This is a genomic window from Agaribacterium haliotis, from assembly GCF_002312815.1.
GTDB classification, from domain to species: domain Bacteria; phylum Pseudomonadota; class Gammaproteobacteria; order Pseudomonadales; family Cellvibrionaceae; genus Agaribacterium; species Agaribacterium haliotis.
Genome location: NZ_NKQJ01000022.1, coordinates 1 through 22,281 on the forward strand (window position 1 = coordinate 1; position 22,281 = coordinate 22,281).

Genomic DNA, 22,281 nt, shown 5'->3' on the forward strand with positions numbered 1-22,281 from the left:
GGATACATGTTGCGTTGACCTATTGAATCTACAGAAACCTTTTTTAGGAATTCCATTTCCTCTTTCAAGCGCTTGTTTTCACGTTTGAGCTGGCGCAGCTCTTCGCTCTCTTGCTTAGAATAATCCATACCATCCACCGAATTAAATTGTTTATCAGAAAGGCGATTGAACTGTCGTTTCCAGTTCGAAATCTGCTGAGCTGAAATACCAAGATCCTTCGCAACTTCAGCTTGAGTTACACCAGGTTGATCTGATCGTTTTACGGCTTCCTTACGGAATTCTTCAGTGTAATGTTGATGCTTTTTACGTGCCATACGACACCTCCATATAAGGTCAAATATAACTATACAGGGTGTCTACTTTTCGTGGGTAACTTGGTTTTTTATGTGCGCCTAATGTGAGTGCAAATAATAAATTTGGGTCCGGAAAGGTTGTTTGGTTAAGCTTGCATGATTGGGGGCGGGTTTTAGTGTATCTGCAGGGTGGCATTGCAACGAGTGAACCTTGTGAAAATAAGTCGTCTATGTCTTTAAAAAAGGATAATCAACACTTTCAGGAAATGTACGCTGCACTGTTGGCCGCCTATCATTCGGGATCTTCCGTTGGTGGCTGGGTTAACAATTGTGACGATAAACACAATAACCCAATACTCACCCGTTTGGATCTATTACCCAAATAGCTTTCTTTTTTAGGGTTTATGAAAAAAATACTTTTAACTGTTTTGTTGTTTAGCGCCTCGGTTCACGCAGATACCACAGTGCCGTTTGACTATGTGCGGAACTTACATGTATATAGCACGAGCGGCCATGTGTATTTTTACCACCAAAAATCAGATTGCTCTGGCGGTGTATATATTCTTCCGCGGAGCCATATTAGCTTTGATGTTATGGTTTCTCTGCTGCTTGCTGCAGATATGGCTGATCGCAAGGTGCAGCTGCGAATTTCAGGTTGTAACAGCAATAGTCAAGGTATCGTGACTGGCGTGTATCTGGATTAGCAGTAAGGTACTTGGTTTTTTAATGGTCTAAGTAAGGGGGGCTAGATGTTTATTAGGTTGCTATTTTTATTGCTATTTACGTTGTTTGCCGTAAATACCTATGCTTTGCAGTCTTTTCACGGGCGCGTGACTGTTCTTGAGCCGACATATATGCCTGATACCCTTGTGTTTCATATGGATGTAGGCAATCAAACATGCCCCGCTGGCGTTCAGTGAAAGTGGGATAAGAACAATGAGAACAACAAAATGGTGTACTCAATGCTTCTGGCAGCCTACATGGGGGGTAAGAAAATTAAGTTCTATATGAATGACAACGATTCTACGTGTAGCGGTACTCATATTCATCTAAGAGACGTTCAGTGAAACTGGCTGATATCGGTTAAAAGTGCTCTAAGCACTAAAAATACAAAACACTCGGCGAACTATAGGGCGCTAATTTTTTTTCACATTTGCTGTTTAAGTCGGCCCAATGCATGGTTATATACTTATCTTGTACACGGGCGGCCAATAAAAGAGAAAATGCTCTGTTTTTTTGCTCTTCGCTCCAATTAGGGTTGATTCGGCACCAACCTTCGCAGGTTTTACTCGATTTAAAGTTAATATTGCCTGCATCTAAAATAAGTTGGGTTATTTTTTCACTGCAGTAGTCTGCAGCGTTAGTGAAGCCAGCAGAGCTTAGTAGGGCGATGGTTGCCAGAGCGCGTTTCATCATTGTTCCTTATTGAGGTCAGCGCAGTATTCTACAGCTTCTGGCAATGTAAACGAACCCCGTTTTATTGGCCTGCCCCATCTCAAAAAACGAATTCAAGCAGCCTTATTCAACCAACCTCAGCGGCGGGTGGGAGTCGAGTGAATAGCGGGCGACACGCTCTTGTTCTTCATTGTCGACATTGACAACAATGAGGTGCTCGCCCTGGGCGATTTCTTGTTTGTAGTTTTCAAATTTGTGGTTGAGTTGGGTTACGCCAACTAGGCCGCCCTCCCAGGTGCAAAACCCCATAACACCTAAAGCCAGAAAACTCAGTGCAAACCACGCGGCGGCGTGGGCGGTGCCTATTAATAGGCCGGCAAGTAAAATCATGCTGGCAAAGGCCGCGCCAAAAAACGCACCGCGGGCGGCGTAGTAGGCGATGTCGCGTTTGGCCCACTCGGAAAACGGCGGCAGGTCGTGAGAGGCGAGGGCTTTATCGTCGCAGCTGAGTACGTGAATATGGGAGCGGGGTATGCCGTTGGCTTCAAGGTCGTGCTCGGCGGCGTCCAGCTCGCTGATGTCATCCGTGAGGTATTTTAACTGCGACATAAGCTACCTCGTTTGGCGAGTGTTAACAGGCCCTAACTGCATTTACTATTTACAGTGTAGTTTTTACCAGGGCCGAGCAGCTTGGGCTGTTAGTTTTGTTTTTGCTAAGCCAAGTTCGCTTTTAGAACGGCTGTAACAGGCTTAAGTTAAGCCGGTTTGACTTTTAGCAGTGGATTAATGATTTTGCCGAGCAGGCCGTTTAATTGCACCGGCGCTTCTACCATCGATAAACACAGGCAGTCCTGGTCGTGGGCGGCGGCCGGTTTGTGGCTTTGGCCGGGCTCGCGCCAGACAAAATCGCCGACGTTGTAGCAGCCGAGTTCATCGCTAAACATGCCGCGCAGTACCACGGTGGCTTCGCGGCCGCGATGGTCGTGTTCGGGCACTTTGCCGCCGCGGCGGATCTGGTGCAGGCAGACTTCAAATTTGTTCTGGCCGCTTAATAGCCGCGCCTGTTTCAGCGACGGGGTAATACGCTGCCACTGCAATTTACCGGTTTTTTGCAGCAGTTTATCGACAATACGCGGGAACTCACCGCTGGATTTTTTCTGCGGTGCAGCTGGCGCAGCACTGGCTGACATTTGCTGTTGCTGCTCGTGTTGTCCGTGCTGTTTTTGTTGTTGCTGCTGGTGAATACGGCCCATAAGTGCTGCAAACGCTGTGTTTTCATCACTTGCAGCGCCGGCGACACTCTGGTTTTGAGCTGTGGGCTCGGGCGCTTGTTGTGTCAACGCGGCCTCGTCAAATAAGGCGGCGCCTACCTGGTTAAATTGGCTGACTTTGGCTCGGCAGCTCTGGCAGTAGTTCAGGTGAGCGGTTACACCAATGGCGATGCCTGGGTCGAGGCTGCCGGCGCTGTACTCGAGCAAGATGCTGTCGTCGGGATGATGCTTAATCACGACCTCTACCTCACTTGTGTTTGATCAGGTTTTGAAGATGTTTAAGCCCGAGTCTGACTCTGGACTTAACCGTGCCGAGCGGCAGTTCGAGCTCGCTGGCGATTTCGCTGTGGCTGAGGCCCTGCATATAGGCCAACTGCAGCGCCTGGCGCTGCTCTTTGGAAATATCTTGCATAGATTGCTGAATGCGCTCTTCGTTGCGGCTTTGATACAGATCGATAAAAGGCTGGCTGTCGTCAAGCTCCCAGATATCGTCGGCCTGCAGGCCGTTTTTCTCTTCTTTTTCTTCGTAGCTGTCATTGTGTATGTCGCTGCGGCTGAACTTGCGCAGGTAGTCGATACGCACATTGCGGCACAGGGTAAAAATCCAGGTACTGGCGGCGGCTTTGTTGGCGTCAAAACTCTTGGCTTTGAACCATACTTTGCACATGGTTTCCTGGCACAGGTCTTCGGCGACCTCGGCGCTCAGGCCGCCGGCGTGATTGCGCAAGAAGCCGCGAATCTGCGGGGCAAAGTGGGCGTGCAGCTCGGCGAAGATCGCTTCGTTCGGCTTCTGGGCCAGCTGGCTGAGCAGCCCAGTCCAGTACTGATGTTCTGGCTTGCCGCTCGCGCTCGTATTGTTCATATTAACGGTTAACATTGGGCTTTGTGCTTATCCTAGCAGAGCTTGTTAGTGGCTTGTACGGCACAAAGGGAAAAATGGATCAGCGCTTTAGCGATAAAAATATTTGCCGTGCAATCGCTAATCATTTGATTTTGCTGCATATAAGGTCATCCATACGGCGGTGCCCGGCGTAAGTGAAGGCCAACGAAGGAGGGCCTATGTCTAGCCTGATTTTACCTCGACTGAAAGAGTTTTATCGCAACTACCACAGCGCCGATTTGCAGTGCTTAAACGAGCTGTACAGCGAGCAGCTTGAGTTTATCGACCCACTGCTGGCATTAAACGGTATTGCCCAGCTGCGCAGCTATTTTGAGCACGGCCGCGAAGGGCTTAGCTACTGCAGCTTTGATTTTTTGCACTGCGACGAAGGCCAGGCTTGCTGTACGATTCAGTGGCGCATGCACGTAAGCCACCGACGCTTAAATTCGGCCAAACGCTTTAGTATCGAAGGTGTCAGTGTTTTGCGTTTTGATGATACAGGGCTTATTTGTTATCACCGCGACTACTACGACTTAGGTGAGCTTTTTTACGAGCGCATCGCAGTGATTGGCGCCGTGGTTCGCGCGCTGAAAAAGCGTATTGTTACCGGTGCCGAGCACGGCGCTGATACAGCTGAGCACGGCGGCACAAAGCAAGCGGATGTCGAAAGCGGCCCGGATAAGCGCAGCCCAGCGACAGATACCGGTATTAGTGCTGGCACAGGTGCCCCGTGAGCGCTTTTGATTTTTTTCCGCGCCGCCAAAAAAAGCCCGGTAGCGAGGCTAATTTTGCCGAGCTTAGCGGCCTGACAATTTGGTTGCTCGGCGCCAGCTCCGGCATCGGTTTGGCGCTGGCCGAAGCGCTGGCCAAACGGCGCAACTTTGTTTTTGTGTCTGCGCGCAGTGAAGACAAATTGCTGGCCTTAAAAAGGCGCTACCCAAAACATATTCAGGTGCTGGCTGTGGATATTTGCGATGAGCAGAGTTTAAGCGGCTGTGCACAGCAATTAAAAGCGCAGTGTGATCAGCTCGATCTGTTGGTGTTAAATGCCGGCACCTGTGAATACGACGATGCGCCGCTGGCCGAGCTCGGCCTGTATCGGCGAGTCTTTGAACTTAACTATTTTGCCCAGTTGGCCTGTTTAAAGCAGGCTCTGCCGCTACTTAAAGCTGCGCGCGGGCGTGTGTTGGTGACCAGTTCGCTGGCGATGTTGCTGCCTTTTTCCCGCGCTGAAGCTTACGGTGCATCCAAAGCGGCGCTTGAATACAGTGTGCGTTCGCTGGCGATTGATTTACACGGCGCTGGCTTGAGTTTTCAAATTGTCAGGCCGGGTTTTGTTGATACGCCACTGACTAAACAAAATGATTTTTCTATGCCGTGGTTAATGAGCGCCGAGCAAGCGGCAGAGCGAATTTTACTTGGCCTAAAAAAAGGGCGGCCGATAATCAGCTTCCCGTGGCCGCTTAGGGCGGCTTTAAAAATAGCCAATTGGCTTGGGCCGCTTTGGCTGCGCATGGCGGCAAAAATGCATCAAAAACGATTAGCGGAATCAAAATTATTATGAATGGGAACAAAGCGCAGGCGCCGCTGAATATTGCGGTGATCGGTTCGGGCATGGCCGGCATGGCCTCGGCGTATTATTTAAGCCAAAAACACCGTGTTAGCTTGTTTGAAAAAGAAGCGCGCCTGGGCGGCCACACGGCGACGGTTGATATTCATCACCAGGGCCAGGACTACGCCATTGATACGGGTTTTATTGTCTACAACAAACGCACTTACCCGCAATTTATCAAGCTGTTAGATAAGCTCGGTGTCGACACTCAGGCTAGCTCCATGGGTTTTAGTGTCAGCAGTGCCGAAGTCGAGTACAGCGGCAGCGGTTTAAAAGGCCTGTTTGCCAATAAAAAGAATCTGTTGCGCCCGGCGTTTTGGTCCATGTTGCGCGGCATCTTGCGTTTTAATCGCTTAGCCCAAGCGGAGCTCGACGCTGGTCGCATTGCCCAGGATATTAGCCTCGGCGACTATCTGCGCCTGAGAAATTTCAGTGAAAGTTTCTGCCGCTGGTATTTAATTCCGATGGGTTCGGCCATTTGGTCGGCAAGTTTTCAACAGATGAAGCGCTTTCCGCTTTTGTTTTTTGTGCGCTTTTTTTCGAACCACGGTCTGCTGACAGTTAGGGATCAGCCGCAGTGGCGAGTGCTTTGTGGCGGTTCGCGTTCGTATATTGCACCGCTAACGGAAGCCTACAAAGAGCATATTTATTTACAGGCGAATATTCGCCAGGTGCTTCGACGGCCCGACGGCGCAGTGTTGAAGATGGCTGACGGCAGCGAGCAGATTTTTGATAAAGTGGTCTTTGCTTGCCACAGCGATCAGGCCCTGGCTTTACTCGGTGATGCTACGGTCGATGAACAACACGTTCTCGGCGCTATTTTATATCAGGACAACTCCGTGGTTTTGCACACGGATGAGTCTTTGTTGCCGAAGCAACAAGCTTGCTGGTCGAGCTGGAATTATCAGCTTGCCGATCAGGCGGAAGATGCAGAGCACGCCCTGCCGTGCCTGACCTACAATATGAATATTTTGCAGGGCATTGAGGCCGAGACCCAGTTTTGCGTCAGCCTAAATGCCGATAAATACATTGATCAGCAGAAGGTGCTGGGGCGCTGGACTTACGCCCACCCTCAGTTTGATTTAAAAGCCATTGCTGCGCAGCAGCGCTGGGCCGAGATTAACGGTGTTCAGCACACTTTTTATGCTGGAGCATACTGGGCCAACGGTTTTCACGAGGATGCCCTGGTCAGCGCCCAGCGTGTGGCGGCGGCGCTTGGTATAGAACTGGAGTCACAGGCTTGAAATACACGGAGGCCAAGCAAGCGACGTGGTCTGTTGCGGGCAACACGGCGCAGGGCTTAAACAAAGCGCCCGGCGAATTAAACAGCGCCCTGTATCGCGGCAGGCTCTGGCACGAGCGGCGCTCGCCCAAGCACCACAGTTTTTCTTACCCGCTGTATATGATCTATCTTGATCTCGATGAAATTGACGAAGTACTGCAGTGCTCGTCTTTTTTATCAAAAAAACACTTAGCTGCGCTGCAGTTTTGTGAGCGCGATTTTCACGGCCGGGCGCCGGGTGTAAAACAGCGTGTATTAAAAACAGTTAAACAGCAGTGCGGTTTAAAGCTTGACGGCCCGGTGCGCATGTTAAGTAGTTGGCGCAGCTGGGGTTTTAACTTTAATCCGCTGACGACGTATTACTGCTTTGATAAAGGCGATGTACTTAGAGCCATTGTTGCCGAGGTGAGCAATACCCCGTGGCTAGAGCGCAGGGCCTATGTGCTTAAGCTCGACGACGCCCAGCGAGATGGCGCTGAGCTGATCTTTGCCAAGGATTTTACCGTATCCCCGTTTAACCACGTCAATATGAACTATCACTGGTCTTCGTCTGAGCCGGGAGAAACTATTGAAATCAATATAGACTTAAGCGATGCCGGCGAGTCATTTTTTAGCGCAGCGCTTAACTTACAGCGTGAAGCGTTAACGGCAAAAACTGTACGCAAGACGCTTGTGCGCCACCCATTTATGGCCTTGCAAAATGTACTGCGAATTTACTGGCAAGCCTTAAAGCTGTTTGTAAAGGGCGTGCCTTTTCTGGGTAAATCTGGGCAGGGGCAGCGAGCTTGAGTGTTTAAAAGCCAAATAGTTTGTGTTTTTTTAGGTGTATGAACACAATACAAAGCGCAATAGTGATAGTTATAAAAACGTGTATCAGAACTTAAAAAACGTAAGTAAAGTTGTAACAAGCCTTGTAACAAAGGTCGTAACAGAAGACAGAGCAAGAAAGAGCGAGAATAGAGCGAGAGCAAGATGAAATCCGTAGCATTAAATGCAGGCGATTTAAGCCAAACAGGCAAAACTAAAACGCTGCAGCGCCTAGCTCGGCACCTGTTGTTTAAAAAATTGGGCCAGCTTAAAAACGGCGCACTGCTGCTGCACGAGCGAACGCAGCCCGGGCAGGCCTGGCAGAGCTATCGTTTTGGTGCGCCGGATGCTGTTAGTAATGGTTCTAAAACTTCTGCTCAGGGTACTTTCGATCAGAGCACTTTCGATCAGGGTACGTTCGATCAGAGCGCTTTCGATCAGAGTGCTTTGGAAAAAAACCAGCCTGCTGCTGTGGAAGTATGGATAGATGATTTTAGCGCCTACAATCATATTGTCTTTGCCGGCAGCACCGGCGCCGGTGAGGCTTATATTTTAGGGCTGTGGCGCTGTAACAACCTGCTCGCTTTGATACGTTTGATCCTGCAGAATCAGCGGCAGTTAAATAATTTTGACAGCGTATTTAGCAGCTTTAGCAGGCAGTTCAATAACCTGCTAGAGCGCAGCCGCCTAAATAGCTTGCTCGGCAGCAAAAAGAATATTCTCGCCCACTACGATTTAAGCAATGAGCTGTTTGAGTTATTTCTCGATAAAAAAATGATGTACAGCTCGGCGATTTATCCCAAACCCGAGTCAAGCCTGGCTGAGGCCGCCGAGTTTAAGCTCAAGCATATCTGTCAGCGGCTAAAGCTAAAAGCCGGTGAGACGCTGCTTGAAGTCGGCAGCGGTTGGGGCGGCATGGCCATCTACGCCGCGCAGAACTACGGCTGCCATGTTACCACCACGACCATCAGCGATGCCCAGTACCACTACGCCAAACAGAAAATTGCCGAGCTCGGTCTCGAGCAACAAATTACTCTGTTAAACAAAGACTACCGCGAACTAGAGGGCCGCTTTGATAAAATCGTCTCGATTGAAATGGTAGAAGCCGTTGGTCACCAGTATTACAACGAGTATTTTCAAACTCTGAACCGGCTGTTAAAAGACGACGGCCTGATGTTGATTCAGAGCATTTGCACCGGTGATCAGCGCTACGAAAAAATGAAAAATAACAGCGACTTTATTCGCCGCTATATCTTCCCCGGAGGCTGCCTGCCGAGCAACCAGTGTTTGCTTAGCAAAGCGGCCGATAATAGCGATATGCACTGCGTTGGCATAGAAGATATTACCTTGCACTACGCCCGCACACTGGCCGACTGGCGCGAGGCTTTTTTTAAGCGCCTGGCCGAGGTCAGAGCCCTGGGTTTTGACGATCGTTTTATTCGCCTTTGGGAATTTTATTTGTGTTATTGCGAAGCGGGTTTTGCCGAGCGTGTTATTCACACCTCTCAGCTGTTATTTGCCAAAAGCAAGTGCCGAGACTATAGCCAGCCCGGTGCGCAGGCGGTGTATTAAGCGCCTGCCGCTAACGTTGGCAGGCGCGGGCGCTGCTTGCTGTGAAAGCGGGGTATAAAAAACCTTCCTGTTATAACCCAATTTTGGCAGCTGCGTTTGTACTGATCTGCATCAATCTCTAGTAGTATATCTTTGTGTGACCCACTATATATGGTGTGTTATCGTTCCGGCCCCGTCGTTTAACTACTAGATATAGATATTGTGCAGCTCTTTAATTTACTTTCTTTTAGTTGTTTGTTTTTAGTCAGCGGCGGCGGGCGATGTAATCACAACAGATATGCGGCTTGGCAAGGCTCTTTTCCTGGAGTTTCTAGGCTCGGCTGCCTGACAGGTAAATGTGCCTGAAAGTATGTCAGAAAAGTTCGGGGGCGAGGCGATTTATGACAACCAGTGAAACAACAGTAGCCAATAGTGAACAGCTTAAAACACAGTTAGTGGCCGAGCATGAGTGGCAAGAGGTCAGCCTCGATGTGCTGCGCGAAAAGTACGCCAAAGGCGAAGAGCAAAAACTCGACGGCGCGGCGATGGTGGCGGCGATTCGCCAGCGTGTTGCCAAAGCCCTGGCCGAGCAGGAAAAACACAGCAAAAAGCTTGCACCGCAATTTCTTAAAACCCTGCAAGAGGGGTTTATCCCCGGTGGCCGCATTAACAGCGCCGCCGGCACCGGTATAAAAAATGTCACCTTGATTAACTGTTTTGTGCAGCCGGTTGGCGATTCAATTTCGAGCACCGAAGGCGGCAAAGCCGGTATTTATCACGCGCTGCGCGAGGCGGCCGAGACCATGCGCCGCGGCGGTGGTGTCGGTTACGATTTTAGCTCGATTCGCCCCGAGGGCGCACTGGTGCTTGGTACGGCAAGTTCGGCCTCGGGGCCGGTATCGTATATGCACGTGTTTGATCAGAGCTGCTCGACGGTGGAGTCGGCCGGCTCGCGCCGCGGTGCACAAATGGGCGTGCTGCGCTGTGACCACCCCGATATATTAAAATTTATCAGCGCCAAAAAAGAAGCGGGTCGGCTTAATAACTTCAATATATCCGTTGGCATTAGCGATGAATTTATGCGCTGTATGCTCGACAACAACAGCTTTGAGCTGGTTCATAAATCTGAGCCCAATGCACAGGTAAAAGCCGGCGGCGCCTATCAGCGCGACGATGGCCTGTGGGTATATGAAAAAATAAACCCGGCGGCAGTTTGGGATGTCATTATGGAGAATACCTATAATGCCGCCGAACCCGGGGTGCTGTTTCTCGATAGAATTAATCAGGAAAATAACCTGCACTACTGCGAAAGAATTGAAGCGACCAACCCCTGCGGCGAAATCCCAATTCCCGACTACGGCTGCTGTTGCCTGGGCAGTATTAATTTAACTAAGTTTGTAAACAATGCCTTTAGTGCAGAGGCAAGTTTTGACTACGAACTGTTTTGTCAAAATACCGCAACCGCGGTGCGCATGCTCGACAATGTACTTGATGCAACGGCGTGGCCGCTGCCCGAGCAAGCCAAAGAAGCCGCGGATAAGCGCCGCATAGGCTTAGGTTTTACCGGCCTTGGCGATGCGCTGATTATGCTTAATCTTCGTTACGACAGTGAAGCCGGGCGCGAGTGGGCCGGAGATTTAACCCGGCGCATGCGCGATGCGGCCTACCTTGCTTCGGTAGATTTAGCGCGGGAAAAAGCACCGTTCCCTAAATTTGTTGCCGATAAATATTTGGCCTCGGGCATGGCCAAGCGCCTGCCGGAAAATATTCGTGCGCTTATTCGCAAATACGGTATTCGCAACTCCCACCTGTTGAGCATTGCCCCGACAGGCACGATTTCACTGGCCTTTGGCGACAACTGCTCGAATGGGCTGGAGCCTGCCTTTAGTTGGTTCTACAAACGTTTAAAGCGCGAAGCCGACGGCTCAAAAACCGAATACCAAGTTGAAGATCACGCCTACCGAGTCTATCGCGAGCTCGGTGGCGATTTAGATAAGTTGCCGGAGGCTTTTGTCAGCGCCCTGGAAATTAGCGCAAACGATCATATGCTGATGCAGGCGGCGATCCAGCCTTATATTTGCGCATCGATTAGCAAGACCGTGAATGTGCCGGCAGATTACCCCTTTGCCGATTTTAAAGCGCTGTATTTAAACAGCTGGAAACACGGCCTGAAAGGTATTACCACCTATCGGCCCAACGATGTGCTCGGCTCTGTACTGGCCGTTGACAATGTTGATAGTGCCGATAGCAGCGGGCAGGATTTAGATCAGAGTGAGCCCGACAGAAAACTGCGCCTGGCCGAAACGCCGGATATTAGCCTGGCGACCTTGCGCTGGGCCCACCGGCCGGCCATCGCCGCCGGCACACCGAGCATGACCTATGTGATCGACAATGCCGAGCACCGTTTTGCGGTATTTGTCAGCCATATGGAAAACGGCCGTGCGCACCCGTTTGAAGTCTGGGTCAATGGCGACAACCTGCCGCGCGGCATGGCGGCGCTGGCAAAAAATTTGTCGATGGATATGCGCAGTGAAGACCGCGAATGGTTAAAAATAAAACTTGATTCGCTGTCCAGAACACCAACCATTCCCTTTGAAATGACGATGCCAAATGGCAATAAAACCCTGGTGGCAGGCAGCGTTAGTGCGCTGGCAAGCTTGGTCAAACACCGCTGCGAAGAGCTTGGCGCATTTGATACAGGCGTTAGCGACGCCCGCGCAAACGACGCTGCAGAGCCTGAAAATACAAGCTCGAAAACGGGCTCGGCAACGCCGCTGGTCGATGCGATGTTTAGCCGCAAAGAACCCAAAAGCGGTGTCGACGGCACCTTGTCGTGGACGGTTGATGTTTATAACCCGGCCACCGGCGACGACTTTGCGATGTTTGTTAAAGAATGTGTGATGCCAGATGGCAGCCACCGCCCCTACAGTGTTTGGCTCTCTGGTGTTTACCCCTTAGAGTTGAACGGCTTGACCAAAAGTTTAAGCCTGGATATGCGCGTGATAGACCCGGCCTGGATAGGCAAAAAACTGCGCGGTTTAAAAGACTTAGCCGAAGCTCAGGGCGATTTTTTAGCGCGGGTGCCGAACAGCGAAAAACAAGCCGTGCAGCCATCGACGGTTGCCTATATCGCGCGCCTGTTAATTCACCGCTACAGCATGCACGGTATTCTTGACAAACAGGGGTACCCGGTTAACGGTTTGGGCTTATTTAATCTCGACGCACCGCGCAGCTACGGCGCTGAAAATATCGCCAATTTAACTGTGGCCGGAAAAATCTGTAAAGAGTGCCAGCAAGCGGCGGTTATTAAACGCGATGGCTGCGATTTTTGTACCGCCTGTGGCCATATCGGCGCCTGTGGTTAAGAGCCGGCTGGGCGTACTTAAAATGATGCTGCTGGTTGAGCGGTTGCGAGCAAGACATGTTAAAGCAAAAGCCAGAACGGAATTCAGCTGAGCGCGGCAACTTCATCCTCTCCGGGCGCAAGCAACCGAGGACAGGTGGCATCATACTTGCGCCCTAAGTCTTCAAGTCGGCTTGCGTTTTTAATTGGCGATTGATCGTTGCACTGCCGCTTGTTAGTTGTTGGATGCTGACAATAGTTATTCCGGTGTGTGTTGATATAAATGCACATCGCGCTGAGGGAAAGGAATGCTGATGCCCTGTTGATCAAAGCGCAGTTTGACCTCTTTGGTGGTGGCCCAGTGTACTTCCCAGTAGTCGGCGGTTTTTACCCACGGGCGCACAATAAAGTTGACGGACGAGTCGCCGAGTTCGTGCACCCGCACAAGGGGTTCGGGTTTGTGCAAGATGCGCTCATCCTCTTCGAGAATATCGTTTAAGATTTTTTCAGCTTTTAAGATATCGTCGCTGTAGCTAATGCCAAAGATCATATCTACCCGGCGCACGTGCTGGTTGGTTAAGTTCTTAATTGTATCTTGCCAGATCTTGTTATTGGGAATAACAAAGGTTTGGTTGTCGAGAGAGTGAATGGTGGTATTGACCAAACTCATTTTTTTTACAACACCGATAACGCCGCCCACGTCGACAACATCGTCAACATCAAAGGGGCGGTAGATTAAAATCATCATGCCCGAAGCAAAATTGGACATCGAATCTTGCAGGGCAAAGCCGATGATAAAACCGGCGACGCCGAGACCGGCAAGCACCGGAGTTAGGGAAATGCCAACTTGACTTAAGGCGATTAACACGCCCATCAATAAAACCACGTTGCGCACAGAAGCCGAGATCATTTTTTTTAGTAAGTAGCTAAGGTGTACCGCATTACTGCGCAGCGCGCGCTCAGTTACTTTTTGCACCAAACATGAGAGTTTGTAGGCCACAAAAACAATCAAAATCAGTAGGATAAGTTTAAAGACAAAACCGGGGCCCTCTTCAATGCTGCTTTTTAGTGCGCTGTCGATGGCCTGGTTTAACAGGCCCAGAAGCACGTCTTTATCGAAGGTGGTGGTGCTGATTTGGCCGGTTGCAAGCAGCAGCTGTTGATCGTACTTGGAGGTATCCATGCCGAGTTCTTCAGAAGCGGTTTTGATCTCTCTTAAGTGGTGAGAAAGCAGGTTGACGCGCTTTTCGGCAATTTTTAACTTGGTTTTTATATCTTTGTTTTCCGGTACCATTGATTGGCTGATGCGCAGCGCTTCGACTTTGCGCATCGATACACTTAGCGCCGCCGACAGTGTTTCACTTTGGTTGCTGAGCTCTTTGCGGAACTTGACGCGGTGTTGATCGATGTCGAGTTCTAGCACATCGGCATAGTGAAAAGCGTTGATGGTGGCCTGCTGGTTTTCATAGAGCTCGGTCCACAGTAATTCGATGCTGGCATAGGCCTGGGCCTGCACAATTGGGTCGTCGTCTTTGCTCTGGCGATTGAGCTCGTCGTAAATAAGCTCATTGATGTTTTTCAGAGCTTGCTCAAGCTCGGCATAGACACTGGGCAGCGCTGCGAGATCAGCCTCATCGGGCTTGAGTTTGTCGTTAGCGTGAATCTGAATCAGGCGCTTGAGTTTGTCGTCGATGCTTTTGACGATGGCGCGATCTTTATTTTTTAAACGCTCGATCACCACATCGTAGGCATTGCCTTCGCTGCGCCTTAGCTGCTTTTTTATTTGTTTTAAATCTTGTTTGCGCTGGGCAAGCCTTGCAAAAAACGCTTCGTCAAAGACCGCTTGCGCTTGCTCTACTTTGGGCTCGGGCTCAACTTTTTCGCTCTGGCTGCTTGGCGCGTCGGGTAGCGAATCGGCAAGCGCTGTTAAACTTGTAAAAAAAAGTAAACACAAACAGATCATTAAACTGTGGGTTATCAACCGCGTGGATCGGCCCAATTTAAACAATGTATCCACCAATTTGCTCCGCTGTACTACCAAAGATTGAAGACTTTTCGATTACGATAAGAACTTCATATTAGCGTTTTCATGGCTAAGTGAAAATATGGCTTTTAAATAATTGTTCCGACGCGAGAATTATTATGCAAAAAAATTAGCCAATGACTTTTTATTTGTCACCGATATAATCTTTTTTGTCGCCGCTGTTCTTGGCTTGCTGATGTTTGATGCGTTTCGTGCTCAGATATGTTGTCGGAGAAGCCCGGCGCGACCTCTCCAATAATTCTAAAAAACACATTTCCACTCTTTTCTGGCTTTTGCTACCTGCAAAGGCGGGTATTTGCGTGTGCATCTGTGATGGAGAGCAGCTTTAAATATGGAAAAAGGCTATGGAACTTACTTCTGGGAAGTTAAGGCTCGCCGCGGGGATTGCTCTGATTTATATCGGCGCTCAGGCTCAAGCATTAACAATAGAAACTGAAGATTTTATCACCACCGGCGGTACGCACGCTGGTTTTCAAAGCTACGACCTGCCATCCGGGGGGCGTGGAATTAACTGGAACCAAACCGGCGACTGGGCCGACTACGATGTTGAGCTTAGTGCTGGCACCTATGCGGTAAGCATTGAAGCGGGCACGCCCGTCGCCGGTGCCGGGCTCGAGTTATTTGTTGAGCAGCAGAGCCTGGGCACAACGCCGATAATCGATACAGGCGGCTGGGACAGTTTTGTTGAATTTAATTTAACTGACGAGTTAATTGTACTGAGTGATGGCAGTTATCGCGTTCGCATTATGGGGCAGGGCGCCGCCAATGCCTGGCAGTGGAATGCCGATAAGCTGCATTTTACCTTGCTGGCTGCGCCGAGCCCGTTGCCGAGCGTTTCGCCAAGCTCGTTACCAAGCAGCTCGCCCAGCCCTTCGCCGGCGCCATCGCCGAGTCCTTTACCCAGCCCTTCTCCTAAAGCGTCACCGAGCCCGTCGCCCAGCCCAAATGTAAGCCCTTCGTTAATGCCGAGCCCGTTGGCCTCGGCCGAGTCGCTTGCGCTTGAACTTGAAGACTTTATTGCCACAGGTGGCAGCCACGACGGTTTTCAAACCTATACAACCGCCGATGGCGGCGCAGCCATAAACTGGAACCAGACGGGCGATTGGGCCGAGTATCAGCTCGAGCTTAGTGCTGCGACTTACCGCGCAAACATAGATGCAGCCAGCCCGTTGACAGGCATCGGTGCTGAACTGTGGATAGGCGATGAATTGCTGACCAGCGCTGCTTTGGCAAATACCGGCGCCTGGGATAATTTTCAGCGCCAGGACTTTGACCGCAGTTTTTCTATCACCGAGGCCGGCACCTATACCCTGCGTATTATTAGTGTCGGTGCAGCCAATGCGTGGCAGTGGAACGCTGATAAATTAAATTTGACGGTGGTTGGCGCTGCGCTGCCCAGCCCGTCGCCGAGTGTTTTGCCAAGCGCCGCGCCGAGTCCTTCGCCCAGCCCTTCGCCCAGCTCGTCGCCTAGCCCTTCAGCGATACCGTCGCCGAGCCCAAGTCCATCGCTAAGCCCTTCTCCGAGCCCAAGCCCCTCGCCGAGCCCGCTGCCGAGCGCGAGCCCCTCTCCAAGCCCGCTGCCAAGTGTCAGCCCGAGCTCAGCGCCAAGCCCGGTGCCGGTTGTTATTGAGGCTGAAGATTTTATTGCTACCGGCGGTGCGCACGATGGTTTTCAAACTTACAGCGCGCCAAATGGCTCTGCTGCGATCAACTGGAACCAAACCGGCGACTATGCCGATTACAGTGTTGAACTAATCGCCGGGCGCTATCGCGTTAATATTGATGCTGCGTCTCCAAATGCCAATGCGGGCGTTGAGCTTTTGCTCGACGGTGTCAGTGTTGCAAGCGCAGCAATTAGCAATACCGGCGGCTGGGATAATTTCCAGAGCAATAGTATTAGCACTAACTTAGTGATTGAGAGCGACGGAATTTACACCTTGCGTTTGTTAAGCGCTGGCGCCGCCAACGCCTGGCAGTGGAACGCCGATAAATTTACCCTTGTTCCGCAAGGCGCCTTACTTGGCCTGGATAGCCGCCCCAATAATTTAAGTTGCTTGGCCGGCGATGCACCGCAGGACGCTGCGGGTTATGAATTAACGCGAGTCTGGGCAAATGCCGGTTTGCAAAACCCAATTTTTGTTGCGCAAAAGCCGGGTGATGTTAACAGCGATTTTTATGTTGTTGAGCGCGGCGGTTTAATTAAACGCATTAGTGCCAATAGCGCTGCAAGCGGTACTTCGACGTTTATTAACTTAAGTCATTCGATAGAAGGCGGCGGAGAAGGCGGGCTTTGGTCGATGGCTTTTCACCCTAGTTGGCCAGCCCAGCCCTATGTTTACGTGAGTTATATGTCAAATAGCAGCCCCTGGGAAAGCCGCATCAGCCGTTTTACAACCAACGCTGATGCGACAAGCGCAAGCAATGAGCAAATTTTATGGCGCTTGCCGCAATACGAGTACCAACACAAAGCCGGCAATTTAGCCTTCGGCTCAGATGGCATGTTGTACATGAGTGTGGGTGATGACAAACAAAACGATACCATCGGCAACCCAAACCAGCAAAAAGGTACGATTATTCGTATTGATGTAGACGGCGGTGGCGATGGCGGTTACGCGATTCCATCAGACAACCCGTTTGGCAATGAAGTCTGGGCCTATGGATTTCGCAACCCGTGGCGCATGAGCTTTGACCGTGTACAAGACGAGCTCTGGGTTGGTGATGTCGGTGAAGAGTGTTATGAAGAAATTAACATCGTACAAAAAGGCGCGAACTACGGCTGGCCAAACTGGGAAGGTTTAATTTGTGGGCCGGGTAACTGCGCCGGCGAAAACACAGCACCAGAATATTTTTATCACAACGGTGAAGGCTGTGGTTTAGGCTCTTCGATTACCGGTGGTTTTGTTTATCGCGGCAGTGCGATGCCCGAGCTCTACGGCCTGTATATTTTTGCGGATTTCCAAAGCGGCATGATCTACAGCTACGACCGCGCAAGCGCAACACGTGACGAGTTATTTTCCGTTGCACCTGCGCCTTTCCCCGCCGCGTTTGTTCAGGATAATGCCGGCGAGCTGTACGTGATTAGCCTGAGCTTTAGCAACCCTGCGGCTACGGCTATTTATAAAATTGGCCCTGCCGGTGGCGCCAGTGTGCAAGGCCCGCCGGAAAATATGATGGATACCGGCTGTTTTGCCAGCATTGCCAACCCGCCGCTTCCAGCTGAAGGTGTTGTGCCGTTTAGTGTTGCACAAAATTTTTGGTCTGACGGCGCGCTTAAATCGCGCTGGTTAGCACTGCCCAACGGCACAAGCATGGATATTGATGCAGACGGTGAATGGTCTTTACCTCCGGGTGGGGTGTTAATCAAGCACTTTCAGTGGAACGATGGCAATTATTTTGAAACGCGTTTTGTTGTGCGCTACAACGACGGCACCTATGGTTTTTACACCTATGAGTGGACGGATCAAAATACCGCAAGCCTAGTGCCAGCTGAAGGCAAACAAACAACCTTAAGTGATGGCCACGTGTGGGGTTACCCGTCTCAGAGTGATTGTTTACAGTGCCACCGCGAGACCTCGAACTATGTGCTCGGGCCCGAAACCAGACAGATGAATGTTGAGAATTATTATCCGTCGACAGACCGTAGCGCCAATCAGTTCGATACCTTGCTAGCACTGGGCATGATCAGCGGTAACACCGAGCGTCAACAGGCCTTCCCTGATATTAATGATGAAAGTATCGATTTAACTATTCGCGGAGAAAGTTATGTGCACGTTAACTGCTCAAGCTGCCACCGCGGGCCGGGATCAATGGGGCAGAGCACCTGGGATGCACGCTACCATGTAGCCATGGCTGATAAAGGCCTTTGCAATGTGGCGCCGCACTCACCGGTAACGGCGTATCCAGATGAGGCATTAATAAAACCGGGTGTGCACGATGCATCAAGTATCTGGTGGCGCATGCACCAGCGAGACAGTGGCCAAATGCCACCCATTGCTTCAACCGTAGCGGATACAGAAGGTGCAAACCTGCTGGCACAGTGGATAGATGCCATGGCGCTTGATAACTGCCAATAGGTTAGTTTGAGTAGCAGTAATTTGAGGGAGCTTTGGCTCCCTTTTTTATTACCTTGCTTATTGTGGAAAGGCTGCAGAGAGTGGGCTGGGAACACAGTTTGCCCCGCGCTGTAAAATATGAGTGTAAATTTGTGTTGTGCGTACATCAACATGGCCGAGTTGATCTTGCACGGTACGTATATCGGCTCCGTTTTGTAATAGGTGGGTCGCAAATGAATGCCGTAATGTGTGCGCAGTTATATTTTTATTAATATTGGTTTTTTTTGCCGCAGCGCGAATGGCTTTTTGCAGTGAGCTTTCATCGATATGATGACGTCGCAAGCTTTGAGTTTCCGGATCCGTACTTAGCTTGTAAGACGCAAATAAATATTGCCAGCCTAGCTCTTTATTGGCGTGCTGATATTTGTGGCGAAGTGCGTAGGGCAACCAAACCCCGTCAAAGCGGGCTTGGTTTATGTCTTGAACCCAATAAGAGCGGGTGAGATCTATTTGCTGTTTGAGGCGAGTTTTAATCTCTGGCGCGAGGGTTACCATACGATGTTTACCGCCTTTGCCGTTCCAAATACGTATACAGTTATAATCGAAGTCTAAGTCGTGAACACGAAGGCGAACACACTCCATCAACCGAAGACCACTGCCATAGAGCAAAAAGCACGGCAGTTGAAACTGCGGTGAAACGGCTTCTAAAAAGCTTCGGACTTCGGCCACCGTTAAAACGACGGGTAGTTTTCTTGGTGCGGAGCTCTTTACAAAATTAAGCTCCATGGTAAGGGGGGAGTTTAAGATATCTTTGTAAAGGTAGGCGATAGCGTTTAACGCCTGTGCCTGTGTTTGCGCAGCAACGTTGCGCTCCAGCACCAAAAAACTTAGAAAGGCTTCAATATGCGATTGATCTAAATCTTTGGGATGGCGTTTGTTGTGGTAGTTGATAAAGCGTTTGATCCAGATAACATAGTTCTCTATCGTGCGCTTCGAATAACGCCGTTTATACATGTGTTTGCTAACACTTTTTAAGAAATCAGACGGCATATTCGCCTCAGAAAACTACTACGTATGCTGTATGTATAGACAGTGTTTTGCGGCCTGTAAAGTCATGTATAAAATAATATGGAATTTTCCACCTTTCCCGGGGTTTTGCTGGGCCGGTATGGCGTAGAGTTAGATTTTTCGAGGCCCTAGTTGGGAGTGAGTACTAGCTAAAGTGAGTGAAGTATGGAGGGTTCCGTGTTTTAATATGGACTTTTCTACTTAATAATATTGTTATGCATCAAAACTAACCTAGGTACTTTTTAAGAGGATGAAGCTTCAGAGGGAAATGAAAATTAGGCCGAGATTTCTATCGGCGATCTGCTTCTTTCTATCTATCCTTCTGGTCCTTGGAGGGCTATATACAATTGGCCTATGGGTACCGCTGTTAGCTTGTTCAATAATTCTTTTCATTACCAAATCAGAAAACGTACTAGATTCAATTCCGACCAGTACACTCCAAGTATGTTGCCTGGTTTCCATAGCTGTGGCAGTAATCATTAACCTGGGTATCTCTCAACCTCATTCTATAAGCTTTTTCATCACCGCTTTTGCACTTTCGTTATCGTTCAAGCCGATACGTATCGTACTTACACTTTTTGGGCTACTATCTGGGCTCTCAAATGCATAACAAACTAATCAACGCCCGGCCGCAAGCGGCCTCGGACCTCCGCTGCGTGGCTTGCTTTTGTGCTTTAATAGCACAACGCAATCCACTCACTCCGGCCCGTTATTAGGGCGTTAGTGTGTATTTAGGATAGATTATGAAAAATATAATTTTTGTGGCTTTATTAGTATTATCGCCCTTTTCGTTTGCAACAGATGCTATTACAACGAAAGTCTTAGAAACTGGTATATACGGAAACGGCACGCTACTTATAATAGTGAATGATGAAATACCAGAGCCTGGGTGCACTGGAAATCGAATTGATATTCCTAAATCTCATCCAGATATAAAGAATATTTTAAGTCTTGCTCTAGCTGCATCCGCTAGTGGATCTGATGTTGTGCTGAGAACCCATGGTTGTCTGGGTGGAAATCCGACCATGGATGAAACGAACAACTCACTTTTTCTATTTCGTAAGTAGCAATCCACTAACAAGCACCTCAAATTGACCTACGCTGCGTCGCTTGTTTTGTGCTTGAATAGCACAAAACAATCAACTCCACTCCGTCAATTTAGGCGAGCGTTAAGTTTCATGGAGAGATGCATATGAATGAAAGGTTCCCAATTCAGTGTCTAATTGCTTCTTGGGTATTCGGAGTTATAGGGTTGCTTTTAGGTATCTATATCGCATCGGATCTATTTGCCCGCTTCGGCTCAATTGTCGTTTTACTGGCCGTTATGAGTGAGTATGCATTATTAAAATCCGAATTGATGCGCTTATACCAAAGTCTTCGTGGTCAAGGGGCTGCGGTCTGCGGCAACACCGGTATACCCAATTTAGAGCCATCTCGGTGGCATCAAAAGCAGGCATTAATTTCTCACATCACCATAATTGTGGGTACTTTTATTTGGGGTTTTGGTGATTTGTGTTTGCAGTAAACTTAACAAGGCTATCGTGCCTCGCCCAGCGTTGCTGGGCTGGACAAACTTTCCGGCGCTTGATTTTGTGCTGGCCACTACGTTAGCACAAAACAATCACCAAAAAGTTTGCCGCACATAGCGGCGTTAGCAATCAAAACCAACTATCGAGAAGAAGACAAATTGAAACGATTATTCACATCAGCCGCTTTCCTGTTATTGATTTCAAATTCTTACGCCGACGACACGGACTGGGCTGAAATTCGTCAAATGAATTATAATGGCTCGGCGGATTTCTTATTTTTTCTAACGGATGGTAAATGGAGCGCTCGGAGTGCTGGAGGAATTACTTGCCAACCAACATACATACAGATAACCAACAGTGTATTAGGTAGAGACAAAATAATGTCAATTGGCCTAGCTGCGTATATGGCAGGAAAAAAGGTTCAGTTTCGAGGATCATGTAATGCTGATCCAAATTACTTTAACGCTAATTATATTATCGTGCAGCGATAGCTAACAAAGCGCTCTTGGCTCGCACGCAAGCGTGCTGGACCTCCGCTCCGTTGCTTCGGTTGTGGTTTAACGCTACGCTACCACAACCAAATCAACTCCACTCCGGCCCCAAAGCGCAGCGTTATGAATCAAGGAGCCTCGATTGGCAGGATGCGTTTTAAGGATTGATGGGATTAACAAATTTCCTTCATCGTGGATAGACCACGCTGATGACTCAAATGAGGTCGTCTTGACGGTTAGCGACGAAGATGAAAACTTCCAGAAACAAATATCTGAAGCAATTGAGTTTCTTTCTGAGGATGAATGCAATCTAAGCGAGTTAATCACGGTTAACGAACACTTAGATCTGTGTCTCGATTTTGGTGTTTGGTTAAATATCGCACCAGCTCAGTCATATTCGTTTCCCATAGAGTTGGTTTCACTCGCGGCTAAATACGGTGTTTCCCTAGAGGTTACAATCTATGCCGCGTAAATTCATAACAAAGTTATCAACCACCGCCAGCAAGCTGGCTGGACCTCCACTGCGTCGTTTAAAGTGTGCTTTAATAGCACACTTTAAACAACTCCGTTCCGGCCGGTTATAACGGCGTTGAGACTGTAGAAAAACTCATTTCCTTCCCTGTATGTTGATAAAATGCGATAAGTTAATCCGGGGTGACTTAT

The 22,281-nt window shown here is 49.5% G+C and carries 19 protein-coding genes; 12 read left to right on the plus strand and 7 right to left on the minus strand.

The genetic code is table 11. The features are described from left to right. Nucleotides 1–314: transposase (locus CFK45_RS17815; RefSeq protein WP_204378509.1), on the minus strand; the 314-nt coding region annotated here is incomplete at its 3' end. A 209-nt stretch (nt 315–523) separates the two neighbouring features. Here CFK45_RS17815 and CFK45_RS18535 point away from each other — a divergent pair. Then, a complete protein-coding gene (locus CFK45_RS18535) occupies nt 524–679 on the plus strand; it encodes a hypothetical protein (RefSeq protein ID WP_158224758.1) in 156 nt (51 codons plus the stop codon). Between the two features lie 18 nt (nt 680–697). Next, a complete protein-coding gene (locus CFK45_RS17820) occupies nt 698–997 on the plus strand; it encodes a hypothetical protein (protein ID WP_096087809.1) in 300 nt (99 codons plus the stop codon). 397 nt (nt 998–1,394) lie between these two features. Here the strand turns inward: CFK45_RS17820 and CFK45_RS17830 are convergent, their stop codons facing one another. The 4 genes from CFK45_RS17830 to CFK45_RS17845 all read right to left on the minus strand — a co-directional run bounded on the left by CFK45_RS17830 (nt 1,395) and on the right by CFK45_RS17845 (nt 3,821). Then, on the minus strand, nt 1,395–1,706 hold the full coding sequence (locus CFK45_RS17830; protein ID WP_096087810.1) for a hypothetical protein: 312 nt from the start codon (nt 1,704–1,706) through the stop codon (nt 1,395–1,397). 105 nt (nt 1,707–1,811) lie between these two features. Continuing rightward, on the minus strand, nt 1,812–2,297 hold the full coding sequence (locus tag CFK45_RS17835; protein ID WP_096087811.1) for an NAD/FAD-utilizing enzyme: 486 nt from the start codon (nt 2,295–2,297) through the stop codon (nt 1,812–1,814). 146 nt (nt 2,298–2,443) lie between these two features. Further along, nucleotides 2,444–3,196, minus strand: coding sequence for a ChrR family anti-sigma-E factor (locus CFK45_RS17840; protein ID WP_096087812.1), 753 nt, complete (start codon nt 3,194–3,196; stop codon nt 2,444–2,446). Nucleotides 3,197–3,206: 10 nt separating this feature from the next. Next, a complete protein-coding gene (locus CFK45_RS17845) occupies nt 3,207–3,821 on the minus strand; it encodes a sigma-70 family RNA polymerase sigma factor (RefSeq protein ID WP_158224759.1) in 615 nt (204 codons plus the stop codon). A 197-nt stretch (nt 3,822–4,018) separates the two neighbouring features. Here CFK45_RS17845 and CFK45_RS17850 point away from each other — a divergent pair, with 197 nt between their 5' ends. The 6 genes from CFK45_RS17850 (at nt 4,019) to CFK45_RS17875 (ending at nt 12,456) form a co-directional block, all read left to right on the plus strand. Next, the gene (locus CFK45_RS17850; RefSeq protein WP_096087814.1) at nt 4,019–4,573 is read left to right on the plus strand and encodes a nuclear transport factor 2 family protein; all 555 of its coding nucleotides are present in this window, start codon (nt 4,019–4,021) and stop codon (nt 4,571–4,573) included. Next, nucleotides 4,570–5,403, plus strand: coding sequence for an SDR family NAD(P)-dependent oxidoreductase (locus tag CFK45_RS17855; protein WP_096087815.1), 834 nt, complete (start codon nt 4,570–4,572; stop codon nt 5,401–5,403). Before CFK45_RS17850 ends, CFK45_RS17855 begins: the two co-directional genes overlap by 4 nt. A 23-nt stretch (nt 5,404–5,426) precedes the next feature. After that, complete coding sequence (locus CFK45_RS17860) at nt 5,427–6,695, plus strand: NAD(P)/FAD-dependent oxidoreductase (protein WP_096087827.1); 1,269 nt, start codon at nt 5,427–5,429, stop codon at nt 6,693–6,695. After that, the gene (locus CFK45_RS17865; RefSeq protein ID WP_158224760.1) at nt 6,692–7,522 is read left to right on the plus strand and encodes a DUF1365 domain-containing protein; all 831 of its coding nucleotides are present in this window, start codon (nt 6,692–6,694) and stop codon (nt 7,520–7,522) included. Before CFK45_RS17860 ends, CFK45_RS17865 begins: the two co-directional genes overlap by 4 nt. 183 nt (nt 7,523–7,705) lie before the next feature. Beyond that, nucleotides 7,706–9,112 carry an SAM-dependent methyltransferase gene (locus CFK45_RS17870; protein WP_096087817.1) on the plus strand — a complete coding sequence of 469 codons (1,407 nt, stop codon included), beginning with the start codon at nt 7,706–7,708 and terminating at the stop codon, nt 9,110–9,112. 380 nt (nt 9,113–9,492) lie between these two features. Continuing rightward, nucleotides 9,493–12,456 (plus strand): adenosylcobalamin-dependent ribonucleoside-diphosphate reductase, encoded by a 2,964-nt coding sequence (locus CFK45_RS17875; RefSeq protein WP_096087818.1) that lies wholly within the window; start codon nt 9,493–9,495, stop codon nt 12,454–12,456. Between the two features lie 237 nt (nt 12,457–12,693). On the opposite strand, the gene CFK45_RS17880 is transcribed toward CFK45_RS17875, so the two are convergent. Then, complete coding sequence (locus CFK45_RS17880) at nt 12,694–14,397, minus strand: mechanosensitive ion channel family protein (protein ID WP_096087819.1); 1,704 nt, start codon at nt 14,395–14,397, stop codon at nt 12,694–12,696. Nucleotides 14,398–14,822: 425 nt separating this feature from the next. Here CFK45_RS17880 and CFK45_RS17890 point away from each other — a divergent pair, with 425 nt between their 5' ends. Beyond that, entirely contained in the window at nt 14,823–18,551 is a 3,729-nt protein-coding gene (locus CFK45_RS17890; protein WP_096087821.1) for a PQQ-dependent sugar dehydrogenase, read from the plus strand. Between the two features lie 57 nt (nt 18,552–18,608). On the opposite strand, the gene CFK45_RS17895 is transcribed toward CFK45_RS17890, so the two are convergent. After that, a complete protein-coding gene (locus CFK45_RS17895; protein ID WP_096087822.1) occupies nt 18,609–19,580 on the minus strand; it encodes an integron integrase in 972 nt (323 codons plus the stop codon). A gap of 761 nt (nt 19,581–20,341) precedes the next feature. Here CFK45_RS17895 and CFK45_RS18410 point away from each other — a divergent pair. The 3 genes from CFK45_RS18410 (at nt 20,342) to CFK45_RS17915 (ending at nt 22,090) form a co-directional block, all read left to right on the plus strand. Next, nucleotides 20,342–20,665: a hypothetical protein gene (locus CFK45_RS18410; RefSeq protein WP_143247646.1), complete on the plus strand. Its 324-nt coding sequence runs from the start codon at nt 20,342–20,344 to the stop codon at nt 20,663–20,665. Between the two features lie 125 nt (nt 20,666–20,790). Then, nucleotides 20,791–21,123: a hypothetical protein gene (locus CFK45_RS17905; RefSeq protein WP_096087824.1), complete on the plus strand. Its 333-nt coding sequence runs from the start codon at nt 20,791–20,793 to the stop codon at nt 21,121–21,123. 724 nt (nt 21,124–21,847) lie between these two features. Continuing rightward, nucleotides 21,848–22,090, plus strand: a complete 243-nt coding sequence (locus tag CFK45_RS17915; RefSeq protein ID WP_143247647.1) for a hypothetical protein — start codon at nt 21,848–21,850, stop codon at nt 22,088–22,090. Nucleotides 22,091–22,281: the final 191 nt, after the last annotated feature.

Bases quoted from the DNA above. Each gene is read 5' to 3' on its own strand.
- CFK45_RS18535 (WP_158224758.1), top strand. From the start codon at position 524: ATGTCTTTAAAAAAGGATAATCAACACTTTCAGGAAATGTACGCTGCA.
- CFK45_RS17820 (WP_096087809.1), top strand. From the start codon at position 698: ATGAAAAAAATACTTTTAACTGTTTTGTTGTTTAGCGCCTCGGTTCAC.
- CFK45_RS17830 (WP_096087810.1), bottom strand. From the start codon at position 1,706: ATGAAACGCGCTCTGGCAACCATCGCCCTACTAAGCTCTGCTGGCTTC.
- CFK45_RS17835 (WP_096087811.1), bottom strand. From the start codon at position 2,297: ATGTCGCAGTTAAAATACCTCACGGATGACATCAGCGAGCTGGACGCC.
- CFK45_RS17845 (WP_158224759.1), bottom strand. From the start codon at position 3,821: ATGAACAATACGAGCGCGAGCGGCAAGCCAGAACATCAGTACTGGACT.
- CFK45_RS17850 (WP_096087814.1), top strand. From the start codon at position 4,019: ATGTCTAGCCTGATTTTACCTCGACTGAAAGAGTTTTATCGCAACTAC.
- CFK45_RS17870 (WP_096087817.1), top strand. From the start codon at position 7,706: ATGAAATCCGTAGCATTAAATGCAGGCGATTTAAGCCAAACAGGCAAA.
- CFK45_RS17875 (WP_096087818.1), top strand. From the start codon at position 9,493: ATGACAACCAGTGAAACAACAGTAGCCAATAGTGAACAGCTTAAAACA.
- CFK45_RS17880 (WP_096087819.1), bottom strand. From the start codon at position 14,397: ATGATCTGTTTGTGTTTACTTTTTTTTACAAGTTTAACAGCGCTTGCC.
- CFK45_RS17890 (WP_096087821.1), top strand. From the start codon at position 14,823: ATGGAACTTACTTCTGGGAAGTTAAGGCTCGCCGCGGGGATTGCTCTG.
- CFK45_RS17895 (WP_096087822.1), bottom strand. From the start codon at position 19,580: ATGCCGTCTGATTTCTTAAAAAGTGTTAGCAAACACATGTATAAACGG.
- CFK45_RS18410 (WP_143247646.1), top strand. From the start codon at position 20,342: ATGAAAAATATAATTTTTGTGGCTTTATTAGTATTATCGCCCTTTTCG.
- CFK45_RS17905 (WP_096087824.1), top strand. From the start codon at position 20,791: ATGAATGAAAGGTTCCCAATTCAGTGTCTAATTGCTTCTTGGGTATTC.